The sequence below is a fragment of the uncultured Campylobacter sp. genome (assembly GCF_947255105.1).
Classification (GTDB): domain Bacteria; phylum Campylobacterota; class Campylobacteria; order Campylobacterales; family Campylobacteraceae; genus Campylobacter_B.
Genome location: NZ_CAMYFP010000012.1, coordinates 1 through 12,093 on the forward strand (window position 1 = coordinate 1; position 12,093 = coordinate 12,093).

The 12,093-nt window shown below is 36.4% G+C and carries 15 protein-coding genes and 4 tRNA genes; 4 read left to right on the top strand and 15 right to left on the bottom strand.

The genetic code is table 11. The features are described 5' to 3' along the window. The 10 genes from Q0X52_RS06510 to hemB all read right to left on the bottom strand — a co-directional run. Nucleotides 1-299 (bottom strand): GTP-binding protein (locus Q0X52_RS06510; RefSeq protein ID WP_297576265.1); only part of this gene is annotated, 299 nt, incomplete at its 3' end. 72 nt (nt 300-371) lie between these two features. Further along, a tRNA-Thr gene (locus Q0X52_RS06515) sits at nt 372-446 on the bottom strand. Nucleotides 447-571: 125 nt separating this feature from the next. Then, nucleotides 572-648: transfer RNA gene (locus tag Q0X52_RS06520), tRNA-Gly, on the bottom strand. A 6-nt stretch (nt 649-654) separates the two neighbouring features. Then, nucleotides 655-739: transfer RNA gene (locus tag Q0X52_RS06525), tRNA-Tyr, on the bottom strand. A gap of 37 nt (nt 740-776) precedes the next feature. Continuing rightward, nucleotides 777-852, bottom strand: a tRNA-Thr gene (locus tag Q0X52_RS06530). 92 nt (nt 853-944) lie between these two features. Continuing rightward, entirely contained in the window at nt 945-2,216 is a 1,272-nt protein-coding gene (locus Q0X52_RS06535; protein ID WP_297576267.1) for a (Fe-S)-binding protein, read from the bottom strand. Nucleotide 2,217: 1 nt separating this feature from the next. Beyond that, entirely contained in the window at nt 2,218-3,588 is a 1,371-nt protein-coding gene (gene hemN / locus Q0X52_RS06540) for an oxygen-independent coproporphyrinogen III oxidase (RefSeq protein ID WP_297576269.1), read from the bottom strand. Beyond that, complete coding sequence (locus Q0X52_RS06545) at nt 3,589-4,062, bottom strand: DUF2603 domain-containing protein (protein ID WP_297576271.1); 474 nt, start codon at nt 4,060-4,062, stop codon at nt 3,589-3,591. A 7-nt stretch (nt 4,063-4,069) separates the two neighbouring features. Then, nucleotides 4,070-4,987: an ornithine carbamoyltransferase gene (gene argF, locus Q0X52_RS06550; protein ID WP_297576273.1), complete on the bottom strand. Its 918-nt coding sequence runs from the start codon at nt 4,985-4,987 to the stop codon at nt 4,070-4,072. Nucleotide 4,988: 1 nt separating this feature from the next. Beyond that, nucleotides 4,989-5,957: a porphobilinogen synthase gene (hemB, locus tag Q0X52_RS06555; protein WP_297576275.1), complete on the bottom strand. Its 969-nt coding sequence runs from the start codon at nt 5,955-5,957 to the stop codon at nt 4,989-4,991. Nucleotides 5,958-6,018: 61 nt separating this feature from the next. Here hemB and ribA point away from each other — a divergent pair, with 61 nt between their 5' ends. The 4 genes from ribA to Q0X52_RS06575 are packed head-to-tail and all read left to right on the top strand — an operon-like array spanning nt 6,019 to nt 7,663. Further along, nucleotides 6,019-6,588 (top strand): GTP cyclohydrolase II, encoded by a 570-nt coding sequence (gene ribA / locus Q0X52_RS06560; RefSeq protein WP_297576277.1) that lies wholly within the window; start codon nt 6,019-6,021, stop codon nt 6,586-6,588. Next, nucleotides 6,578-7,096, top strand: coding sequence for a 16S rRNA (guanine(527)-N(7))-methyltransferase RsmG (gene rsmG / locus Q0X52_RS06565; protein ID WP_297576279.1), 519 nt, complete (start codon nt 6,578-6,580; stop codon nt 7,094-7,096). The genes ribA and rsmG overlap by 11 nt, the downstream gene beginning before the upstream one ends. After that, nucleotides 7,096-7,308 (top strand): hypothetical protein, encoded by a 213-nt coding sequence (locus tag Q0X52_RS06570; RefSeq protein WP_297576281.1) that lies wholly within the window; start codon nt 7,096-7,098, stop codon nt 7,306-7,308. Before rsmG ends, Q0X52_RS06570 begins: the two co-directional genes overlap by 1 nt. Further along, nucleotides 7,289-7,663 (top strand): hypothetical protein, encoded by a 375-nt coding sequence (locus Q0X52_RS06575; protein ID WP_297576283.1) that lies wholly within the window; start codon nt 7,289-7,291, stop codon nt 7,661-7,663. Before Q0X52_RS06570 ends, Q0X52_RS06575 begins: the two co-directional genes overlap by 20 nt. 1 nt (nt 7,664) lies before the next feature. Here the strand turns inward: Q0X52_RS06575 and Q0X52_RS06580 are convergent, their stop codons facing one another. From Q0X52_RS06580 to Q0X52_RS06600, 5 genes are read right to left on the bottom strand one after another with little or no spacing between them, the layout of a single operon-like run. Then, nucleotides 7,665-8,678 (bottom strand): alanine racemase, encoded by a 1,014-nt coding sequence (locus Q0X52_RS06580; protein WP_297576285.1) that lies wholly within the window; start codon nt 8,676-8,678, stop codon nt 7,665-7,667. After that, nucleotides 8,679-10,283 carry an arginine--tRNA ligase gene (argS, locus tag Q0X52_RS06585; RefSeq protein WP_297576287.1) on the bottom strand — a complete coding sequence of 535 codons (1,605 nt, stop codon included), beginning with the start codon at nt 10,281-10,283 and terminating at the stop codon, nt 8,679-8,681. A 3-nt stretch (nt 10,284-10,286) separates the two neighbouring features. After that, nucleotides 10,287-10,499, bottom strand: a complete 213-nt coding sequence (gene tatA, locus Q0X52_RS06590; RefSeq protein WP_297576289.1) for a twin-arginine translocase TatA/TatE family subunit — start codon at nt 10,497-10,499, stop codon at nt 10,287-10,289. 9 nt (nt 10,500-10,508) lie between these two features. Further along, the gene (gmk, locus tag Q0X52_RS06595; protein WP_297576292.1) at nt 10,509-11,114 is read right to left on the bottom strand and encodes a guanylate kinase; all 606 of its coding nucleotides are present in this window, start codon (nt 11,112-11,114) and stop codon (nt 10,509-10,511) included. Continuing rightward, entirely contained in the window at nt 11,115-12,059 is a 945-nt protein-coding gene (locus Q0X52_RS06600) for a hypothetical protein (RefSeq protein WP_297576295.1), read from the bottom strand. Nucleotides 12,060-12,093 lie beyond the last annotated feature (34 nt).

Here is a 12,093-nt window from a genome sequence, read left to right on the forward strand (position 1 = left end):
TACACCTCTCTATTCGTCGGCAGCGTCAGATGTGTATAAGAGACAGGTCCAGGACAGTCAACGTGAGCATAGTGTCTATTTGTAGTTTCATACTCTATGTGTGAAGTTGCAATTGTAATACCACGATCTTTTTCTTCAGGAGCATTGTCTATGTTATCATAGTCTTTTAGCTCAGCTAGACCTTTTCTTGAAAGAACTGCAGAAATAGCAGCAGTTAAAGTAGTTTTACCATGGTCAACGTGACCGATAGTACCGATATTAACGTGTGGCTTGTTACGCGTAAATTTTTCTTTAGCCATTTTTTCCTCCATTAATTAATGTTTTTTATACTTTTTAAAAATTTGTGTTTATTTGCTATTCTATAATTTTGATGGAGCTCATAGTGGGACTTGAACCCACGACCTCTTCCTTACCAAGGAAGTGCTCTACCTCTGAGCCATATGAGCATAAACTCATGGCAAAAGTAGAATTAAACAAATTTAACATACACAAACAACTATTTGGAAACTTAAAGCTAGCAACTGTAATAAAAAATAATACATACAGCTCCCAGTTTTAAAATCCTAAATTTTGGAGCGGGAAACGAGGCTCGAACTCGCGACCCTCAGCTTGGAAGGCTGATGCTCTAGCCAACTGAGCTACTCCCGCAAACAATGGTGGTGAGACGTGGATTCGAACCACGGAAGGCAAAGCCAGCAGATTTACAGTCTGCCCTCGTTGGCCACTTGAGTATCTCACCCCTTTACATATCTGGTCAAACACTGTTTTTTAAAAAATGGAGCTGGTGAACGGACTTGAACCGCCGACCTACTGCTTACAAGGCAGTAGCTCTACCAACTGAGCTACACCAGCATTTCCAAATTGAAACCATAATTATATTTAAAAAGATATCTAATGTCAAGGCTTTTTAAATTATTTTTAGCAAATAAAACTATTTTAAATTTCTAAAGCACCTTGGCAATGAGCTCGATAGGATTTAGACATCTTATCTCTGAATTTTTCAAATTTAGTGCATTGTTTAGTTGCATTTTGCAAGCACTGCACTCTGCAGCTACAACCCACGCATTTGTTTGCATTATCATTGGAGCTTTTTGCTGACCTGAAGCTCTACTTAAATTATACTTTCCACTCTGCATAGTAACACCACCAAAACCACAGCATTTATTTGGATTGCTCATCTCAACTATAGTAAAGTTGTTGCTAAGAAGTGCTCTAGGCTCTCTATAAACTCCTTGCATCTTTCTTGCGTGACAAGGATCGTGATAGGTTATGGTATGTGGATTTTTTGCTTTTTTACTTAAAATTTCATTTAAATTTGTAAATTTATAAAAATACTCCGTTGCTAAAAATATCTTTTTAGAGAGCCTTCTAGCCTTTTCTTGCCACTGTGGCATACCATCAAAAACATGTTCATAATCCATCTTAATCATTCCGCTACAGGTCGCCTCAGGTATGATGATGGCATCTAGTTTCTCTAGCTTTTCAAGTAGATAGTCGGTGTTAAATTTAGCAGCCCTCAAAGTTGCACCTCTATCGCCTGTAAAATAGGCTGGTGCCCCGCAACAGGCCTGTTTTTTTAACATATCTACATTTATTTTAAGCTCTTTGCAAATCTTTAAAAGCCCCTCGCCAATATCTGTATATGCATAGTTTCCCATACAACCTATAAATATCCCAATGCTCCTCTTGCCGCCATTGTCTATAAAGTCGGGATGTGAGTTTAGAAAGCTCTTTTTGCTAGCAGTTGGCAACAACCTCTCTTTTTTTAGCATCGGAATGCTAATCCTAGCACTCATAGAGTCCCCAAGTTCGCTATCTTTTTTTATCTTAAAACCACAACTTTGGAAAACATAGCCCATTCTTGCTGCTAAGTCTAAAATTTTTCTATGGCCCAAAAGCCAAAAAATAGCCTTTTTATAGAGTGCCATTCCTCTTTTTTGTGCGATATCAATCCTAACTTTTTCTATAGCGGTATCAACTCGCAAGCTATTTGGACAGACATCTACACAGTTAGTACATAAAAAACAGCTCTCAAAGATGTTTTTGCTATTTTTATCTAACTTCAATTCGCCTCTATCATAGGCTCCAATTAGATCTAAAAAACCTCTAGGTGAGGTGACCTCATCTCTATTGATATCATGTATCGTGCAGACTTGTATGCACTTACCGCATTTTACGCAAGCATTGCTTATATTTTTATAACTAAATTTATCCATTTTACACCGTTTTTGAAAAAGAATTTTTACCGCTTTGTTTTATCATATATTGATCAAAGCACATAGCTATGTTTCTTATAAGAAGAGTTCCTGTAGGAGTAACATCTATCCTAGCGCTAGACATCTCCACAAACTCATCTAACTTTTTAAGCTCTTCAAGCTCAGCCTTAAAATGAGAGAAAAAATCTATCTTAAATTTCTCTTCAATCTTTTTGATATTGACTGAAAAGTTGCTCATAAGGCTCATTATGACATCTTTTCTTAAAAGATCTTCTTGGTTTAAAAGTACCCCTTTGCAATATGGCAACCGCCCTTCATCAATGGCTTTTTCATAAGCTGCAAGATCTTTGTGATTTTGGGCATAGTAGCGTCTTCCATCGCCAATGCTAGTAACGCCAATACCAATAAGATCAGCTCCACCTTTGGTAGTATAGCCTTGAAAGTTTCTATGAAGTGTGCCATCTTTTAGCGCTTCAAAAAGCTCATCTGTTGGCTTTGCGTAGTGATCCATTCCTATCATTTTGTAGCCATTATTTGTAAGAAAATCGTGAGTAAATTTGAGTATCTCAAGCTTTACTTGCGGCTTTGGAAGAGTTGATTCATCAAATTTTCTCATCGTCTTTTTAATCCACGGAACATGTGCATAATTAAATATGGCAAATCTATCAACATCAAGCAAAAGTGCAGTTTTTAGTGTATTTTTAAATCTCTCTAAGGTCTGATATGGAAGTCCGTAGATGAGATCTATGTTGATTGAGCCAATGCCTTTACTTCTTGCCATCTCAACACTTTTTTGAGTTATCTCAAAGGGCTGAATCCGATGGATAGTTTTTTGTACATTTTCATCAAAGTCCTGCACACCATAACTTACGCGGTTAAAGCCATGCTCTACAAGCACATCTAACTGCTCAGCTGTAAGAAAACGTGGATCTATCTCACAACTAATCTCAGCGTCGTTGCTATAGTTTGGAAATATTTTTTTGATATTTTCTATGTGACGCTCAAGCTGTTTGGCACTAAAATAGGTAGGAGTTCCGCCGCCAAAGTGCATCTGCGCAACAACTCTTTTGGTGTCGATGATATGCGATAAAAGCTCCATCTCTTTATATAGATAGTCGATATATCTATCCATTTTGTCGGTTTTGCCTGTAAAAATAACATTACAGCCACAAAAATAACAGGCAGATCTACAAAATGGCAAATGAAAATACAAAGAGAGCGGTGTCTGCTCTTCTTGGGCTTTTAGCTCCTCTATATACTCCTCATAGCTAAATTTATCGCTAAATTCCAAAGCTGTTGGGTAGCTTGTATATCTTGGACCTGGTTTTGAGTATTTGACATAGGCATCAAAATCTATAGTTCTGTTTTTCATCTATCTTCTTGCTCCTACAAACTGATCTAAATTTACAAATAAATTTGGATGCTCTTTTTTGATCTTTTCAACAACACCTTCCAAATTTATATCCAAAACTCTTTTGTTTTTGTTTTCGGTTGCAATTTTTCTTATCTCATCCATACAGACAACCCAAACATCATTAAAATCAAGTGGGAATTGCTGCATAATGCTCTTTTCAAGCTTTAGGTCAAAATTCTCCTTGGCAAGTCCTTTGCAAGAGTCCATAAAGGTAGTTAGTGACTTTAAAGAGACCATAATATGCACATCGCCACTCTCATCAATCCCAAACCACGGCTCTTTGCTCTGCCATGAACCACTTTTTAAGCTAAGAGTTTTTGTCTCTTTGCTATCATTTGAGCCAATCTCAAATATAGTCTTCTCGTCCCTCTTATCGATACCAAGCAGTTCACCAAGTTCATTAATCTTGTTAATTTTTACATCATCAGACATCTATTTATCACCTCATTTTTTCTAACCAAACCATAATCCCTTTTTGTGCGTGAAGTCTATTTTCTGCCTCGTCAAACAAAACTTTTGAATATCTCTCAAAAATCCCATCGCTTACCTCATAACCTCTATAAGCTGGCAAACAGTGCAAAAAAATCGCCTCTTTTTTAGCCAAGCTCATAAGTTTTCTATCTACACAAAAGCCATCAAATGCCTCCATCTTACTCTCTTTTTCCTCTTCTTGTCCCATTGAGATCCAAGTATCTGTAGCAACTACCAAAGTGCCATTTACCGCCTCTTCTGGGCTGTTGGTAAAGATAAGTTTTGCGCCGCTTTTCTTAGCATTTATTAGAGCCTTTTCAACTATCTTTTTATCTGGCTCATAACCTTCTGGTGTTGCAACTCTTAACTCAAAACCAAGTTTGCTAGCTGCCATTAGCCAAGAGTTTGCCATATTGTTGCCATCTCCTACATAAGCAACAGCGCCTTTTTCCATGCCATACTCGCTTATTGTTAAGAGATCTGCCATGAGTTGAACTGGATGAAAAAGATCACTTAGTCCATTTATAACAGGAATTTGTGAATAGCTTGCAAATTCGACCAAATCACTATGTTTATAGACTCTAAGCATAGCCATATCGCACATCCTAGAGATAACTCTTGAGGTATCTTTTATGGGCTCGCCTCTTCCAAGCTGAAGCTCTTTGGAGCTTAAAAAAAGTCCAAAACCACCAAGCTGGTGAATGCCAACTTCAAAACTAACTCTAGTTCTAGTGCTGTTTTTCTCAAAAATCATAGCTAAACTTCTATCTTTTAGATATGGTCTATTTTCGCCGCTTTTGCACTCGTTTTTTATCTTTTTTGAAAGAGTTAAAATCTCTAAAATTTCCTCTTTGCTAAGGTCATCAAGCGTTAAAAAATGTCTCAAATTACTCCCCTTTTAAGAGCTTTGCAACCTCTTTTGCATGATATGAGATGATAATGTCGGCTCCTGCTCTTTTGATAGCAGTAAGAGTTTCAATGACAATCTTTTCATAGTCAATCACTCCTGCTTTTTGCCCTGCCTTTAGAAGCGCATACTCGCCACTAACATTATAGGCACAAAGCGGAAGAAGAGTTTTGTTTTTGATATCTCTTATGATGTCTAGATAGGCAAGTGCTGGCTTTACCATAAGTATATCAGCACCCTCATGTTCATCTTCTAGGCTCTCTGCAATCGCTTCAAGCCTGTTTGCATAATTCATCTGATAGCTCTTTCTATCGCCAAAACTTGGGGTTGACTCTGCAACATCTCTAAAAGGTCCATAATAAGATGAGGCAAACTTTGTAGAGTAGGCCATAATTGGTAAATTTTCATAACCTTTCTCATCAAGACCATTTCTTAATGCCTCAATAATACCATCCATCATGCCACTTGGCGCTATCATATCTGCACCATTTTTAGCATGGATTAGTGCCTGTTTGACTGAGATTTCTAAAGTTGCATCATTATCAACACAGTCATTTACAAGTATGCCGCAATGCCCATGATCTGTATATTCGCAAAAACATAGATCAGTTATAACGTAGAGGTTTGGAAAGCTCTTTTTTATCGCTCTTAGAGCCGTTGCAATTATCCCCTCATCGCTAAGTGCATCGCTTCCTATGCTGTCTTTTGTGCTAGGAATCCCAAAAAGCAAGATAGCTCTTATGCCTAAATTTACGACATTTTCACACTCTTTTAAAAGCTCATCTACACTCAATTGAAAAACTCCAGGCATTGAGCTTATCTCATTTTTGACTCCAACTCCAGGCACGACAAAAAGCGGATAGATAAAGTCATCTATGTTAAGTCTTGTCTCTCTTACCATCTCTCGTATGTTTTCATTGGTTCTTAGTCTTCTGTAGCGTTTAAACATTGTTGTCCTTTTTTTGGCTAAAATATAGCCCATAGTTTATCACAATTGGAGTTAATTTTTTATGAAAATTGAAATTTCACAACCTGCCAACCTTCCAACTAAATTTGGTTTTTTTAAAGTGCAATCTTTTAAAGAGGGTGAAAAAGAGCATTTAGTCATCAAAAAAGAGCCATTTGGTGAAGTTGTAAATGTAAGAATTCACTCAGAGTGCCTAACAGGCGATGTGCTTGGCAGCTTGAAGTGCGACTGCGGCGAACAGCTTGCAAAGAGTCTTAACTACATCAACGAAAATAGTGGTATGGTTATCTACTTAAGGCAAGAGGGGCGAAACATAGGACTATTTAACAAAATAAATGCTTATGCCTTGCAAGATAAGGGACTTGATACAATAGAGGCCAATCATCAGCTTGGCTTTAAAGATGATGAGAGAAGTTATGAGATAGTTGATTTTATACTAAATTTCTATAAGATAAAAAAGATAAAATTACTTACCAACAATCCCCAAAAAATGAGGAGTTTAACTTCAGTAGAAGTTGTAGATAGAATCCCTATAATAGTGAGCGCAAACAGCTACAATCAGGGCTATCTAAAGGTCAAAAAAGAAAAAATGGGGCATCTACTTGATAGATAAGATAGAGAAATTTAAAGCCATCTTAAATGAGTTTAACGCAGTTCATAACCTAACAAACTATGACAACTTAGATGAGGTGATAAAAGATAGCTTAGATGGGCTAAACTACATAAAATCAACTCCAAAAGTCGCTATAGATGTTGGAAGTGGGGCTGGAATTCCTGCTCTGTTTTTGGCGATGAAATTTACTAGTTGCAAGTGGCACCTTTTTGAACCAAATGGCAAAAAATCATCATTTTTAACATATGCAAAAGTTGCTTTAAATTTGGATAATGTTATAGTTCATAACGACAAGATAGAAAAAAGTGATAAATTTAGAGCAGATCTTATCACTTCAAGAGCGCTTATGAGGACCAAAGATCTGCTTTTGATTTGTAAAGGGTTTTATGATAAAGATACGGAGTTTTTGCTCTATAAAGGAAGTGAAGTGGCAAATGAGATTGAAAATATTGGTGCAGAAATTTACAGTAGAGGCAAAAGAAACTATCTAGTTTTTAGGGGAGTATAATGGGTAAAATTTTATTTATAGTAATAATTATCGCGCTAATCTATTTTATAATAAGCTCTAAATTTCAAAAAAGAGATAAAAACGATGAATTGGTGCAAAACTTTGTAGAGTGCGATTGTTGCAAAACATATGTAGACATCAATGAGACAAAATCCATTGGCAATGGTAAATTTATTTGTAAAGAGTGTTTAGATGCAAATTATCGGTCATAATCTTATAAAATTTGAGCCATTTAACGAGGTTGGCGAAAAAGAAGTTGCAAATTTTGACAACCTTTTGTTCTCTTATGATGAAAAAATGGTGCAACTCTCCAAACAAAGTGGTAAGAAATTTAGCATAAAGGCTTCAAATTTATCTCAAATTATCCTCTCCAACGCTTTTGGGGCGGCCTATATCGTGCTTCCATTTGAAAAAGAGATTTTAAAATGTGGTGTTTTGTTGGCGCAAGAGTATCTCTTCGATAGCAAGATAGCAACCATCATAAAAAATATCGAAGAGTTAGAAATTTGCTCTAAAATGGCCTTTGTAGATGCTGTCATACTTCCAAATGCCATAATAAAAAGATAATTTAAACAATCACTCTCTCTATCTTTGATGAGAGTTTTACAAGAATCTCATACTCAATAGTATCAAACGCTCTTGCCCAAACTCTTGCATCATCTATCACGCAAACTTCATCGCCCAAGTCTTTGGCTACAAAACTATCCATTGACATCTTTCCTAAGATATTTTCGCCATTTTGCAAAAGTGGATTTTTGGCCAATTTGCAACGAAAAAGTCCATCGCCATATCCAAGATCATAAGTTGCTATCATCATCTCTTCATCTGCCTTAAAAACTCCGCCATATCCAACTCTTTGACCTTTTTGCAAAACTCTTTGGCTAATTTTGTTGGCGTAGAGTTTTAAGACTATTTTTAAATTTAGGCTATTGTGATTTAACTGCTTATATCCAAACTGAGCCATTCCAACTCTTATAAAATCATCATCTAAAAGATCAAGCCGCTGCAAAGCAGCTGTATTTTGTGAGTGAAAACAGAGCGAATAGCCAAATTTACTGGCCTCTTCTCTTAAAAACTCCTTTAACTCTAGGTAGCTTTTTCTTTGGACATAAAAATCAGCGCTAAACTCATCAGCAGCTCTATAGTGCGTATAGGCGCCAATTAGCTCTAGCTGTTGCTCGCTTATAAGCTTTAGAGCTGGCTTTAACTCATCTTTTGTAATGCCATTTCTATGCATCAAAGAGTCAAGCGCCAAATGGACTTTGGTGTGTGGCGCTAGTTTGTTAATTTGCGAAAAGTCATTAATCGCATAGATAAAACGTGGATCTTCTTTGCCTGTTGGTCTATGTGAAAGTATCAAAATCCATGGAAAGAACTGAGATAGCTCTCTTGCCTCATCTTCGTTTTTGACTGCGCATTTTTTGATACCGCTGCTTTTTGCTAAAGAGCCAATCTCTTTTGCACCATGTCCGTAGGCGTTGTCTTTTAAGACCAATATTATCCTATCTTTACCGCCAGATTTTTTGCTAATCTCATCTATATTGTTAAAATAGGCCTCTTTGCTTAGGCGAATTAGAGCCATTTAGTCTGCCATCTTCTCTTTTGCCTCTATGCCAACTAGACTAAGGGCTTTTTTTATAGTTACCGCTACTACAGCAAAAAGCTTGAGATAACTCTTCTCATCTTTGCTGCCAAGCACTCTGTTTTCATTGTAAAACTTATGAAATTTAGCACTCAAAGCTACTAAATAATCTGTTATTTTTTGGAGCTGCCTTTGCCTAAAGGCATCATCTAGCACCTCATCTAATCTAAGTGCTTCAAAAAGCAGAGCCTTTGCATCGCTATTTAACTCTTTTATCTCATAACTAGCAACATCATCAAAACTCTTTTGCGCTCTCTTAAAGAGCTGATGAACTCTTGCGTGTGCATAATTTACATAAAAAATTGGGTTGGAGCTATCCTCTTTTTTAAGCTCTTCAACATCAAATTCAAGCGGCGTATCGCACTTTTTACTGATAAAAATAAATCTTAACGCATCACTTCCAATCTCATCAAGCACATCGCCCATCAAGATAAAATTGCCAGCTCTTTTGCTCATCTTAAAGCTCTCGCCATTTTTAAGCAGTGAAACCATCTGCGCCAAAATGACCTCCAGCCTCTCATCGTCATATCCCAAAAATCTAATAGCAGCCTTTAAGCGCAAAATATATCCGTGGTGATCGGCGCCCCAGATGTTGATATAGTGGTCATAGCCTCTTTTAAATTTGTTGTAGTGATAGACAATGTCGCCCGCTAGATAGGTTGGTCTTTTGTCGTCTCTTATGACAACTCTATCTTTTTCGTCGCCAACTTTGCTAGATGAGATGTAAAGAGCACCATCTTTTTCATAAATAGCGCCGTTTTGCTCTAATTTTTCCAAAGTTGGCTGCAACTCATCATATAAAGAGGCTTCACTAACCCAGTTTTCTATGGTGATATTTGCATCAAAAAGATTTTTTTTAATGACTTTTAGCATCTCATCTTTGCCCCAAAGGCTAATCTTTTTTACTACCTCATCATTGTCTATCTCATATAAAATCTCTTTGCCAAACTGCTTGACGGCTTTGGTCGCTAACTCATCTATATACTCGCCTCTATAGCAATTTTGAAGATACTCCACATCTTTATTTAAAATATTTTTTTGACCTGCCAAAAGTATGGAGGTGCCAAGTAGCTCTATCTGATTGCCAGCGTCGTTTATAAAGTATTCTGTTGTGATTTTGTGGCCTAAATATCTTCCAACTCTTGCCAAACTATCGCCATAAACAGCGCCTCTTACATGACCTATGTGAAGAGGTCCTGTTGGATTGGCACTGACATATTCAAGTAGGATATTTTCGGCATTTGGGTTGAGTATAGACTTTTGCTCTCTTTGTTTTAAAGACTCTGAGGCAAGAGAGTTTAGATAGCTCTCTTTTAAATGTATGTTGATATAGCCATTCAAAGAACTTAAGGTAAAAATCTCGCTATTTGCAGCTTTTGTAACTATCTCATCTGCAATAATCTTAGGCGCTTTTTTAAATTCCTTTGCCAAAGAGAAAGCTAGTGGTGTAGCATAGTGAGCAAGCGACTTGTCTTTTGGACTCTCTAAATAACAATCAAAATCTCCAATGAGCTTTAAAAGCTCTGCTTTAACTAAATCTTTCAAAGCTTAAGCTTCTTTTTGCTCTTTATTTACAGCCTCGCTACTTTTAGGCTTGTCGTCTTTTATCTCAGCCTTTGCCTCATCACTGCTCTCAAGTTCATTTTTGAAACTTTTAATTCCTTTACCCAATCCTTTTGCTAGCTCAGGTATCTTTTTGCCGCCAAAAAGCAAGATAATAATAGCCAATATAACAACTACTTGCCAAGGTCCTACAGCCATGATCTCTCCTTAATTCCAATTTTTAATAAATTTATCCACATCTAAATTTGAAGTCTTAAATTTCAGACTCTCAACTATAGCACAAAGTTCTAAATAACACTCTTCCAAGTCGGAATTTATAACTAAATAGTCATACTCTTTTATCTCTTTTATCTCAATTAGTGCATTTTCTAGCCGCTTTTTTAGTTTTTGGCTCTCTTCGCTTCCTCTATTTGTAAGTCTTTTTTCAAGCTCTTTTAAATTTTTAGTGGTAAGAAAAATTGAGCTTACTCTCTCTTTTAGCTTGGATTTAGCTATCTTTTGTCCTTGAACATCAATATCCAAAATGGCTATCTTGCCGCTATCTACAGCTTTTGTTGGCTCTTTTAGAGAGGTTCCATAGTAGTCATTATGGACATAGGCCCACTCCAAAAACTCATCTTTTTTGATAGATTCTTCAAATTCTTTTTTGCTTATAAAGTGGTAGTGCTTGCCATCTACTTCACCATCTCTAGGCGCTCTTGTTGTAGATGAGATAGAAAAATAAAAATCATCACTACTTTTTAAAAGTCTTTTTATAAGTGTGCTTTTGCCACTTCCGCTAGGTCCTGAGATGATTAAGAAAAAGCCCTTCAACTATTTTTCCTTAAATTTAACTTTGATTTTTATCTCAATAGCATTTAAATTCTCTTTTTTAAGGCTCTTTTTTATGCTTTTGGTGATGGAGTTTTTAAGTCTCTCTTCCAAGTCATCAAGGCAAAGTTCATCTCTATTTTTGCTATTTTCATCAACATCTAGCTCTTCTTCATCCTCTTCGTCTGCTATATCTTCTCTCTCTTTTTTGTTCTCTTCTTCATCTTTTTTATCAAAAAATAAATCAACCTTATCGCTCTGCCTATCTTTTTTCTCTTCCTTTGTATCTGTGGTATCAAGCGGCTCTATTTTTATCTCATCAAGATCGCCAAATATCTCATTTTGCGCCTTTTGCTCTTTTTCTAGTGGCGTATTTAGCTCTTTTGCGATATCTTGCAACGGCAAATCGTCATCTTTTTTCATCTTAATGTCAAGTGAGTCGCTAAGCTCTTGTATGGTGCTACCTTCAAGCTTTTGTGATGGCTCCTTCTCTTTGGTATCATCAAGCATAAGATTGGTAGTTGCAATCTCATCGGCAACGCTCTCTAAGCTCTGCTTTTTGTCCATGCTGTCTAGCTCATCTATGATATTTGTGATGTTTTTGATATTTTCACTTTTGTCATCTTTTGCACTTTTCAAAATATCCTCTTCTTCTTGTTTTAGGATATTTTCATATGAGGTTAGAAAGTTGATGAAATCTGTTGGTAAAAAGGGCTTAACTAATTTGTATTTTAAATTTATATGGTTTGAGCTTGTTACTAAAAATAGCGTTTTGGATTGATTGAAGTTTTCTAAATTTAGCTCCTCTTTCTCATCTACATCTTTAACAACTAAATCGCACTCATCTACCTTGCTCTCGTCATTTAAGAGTTCAAATCCAGGTTTGTCTAAGCAAAGACCAATGATGCTTTCTACAGCCGTATCACTACTGATAAGTAAAATTTTCATCTTCAATCCTTATGAATTTTTTAGAGTAGTATTT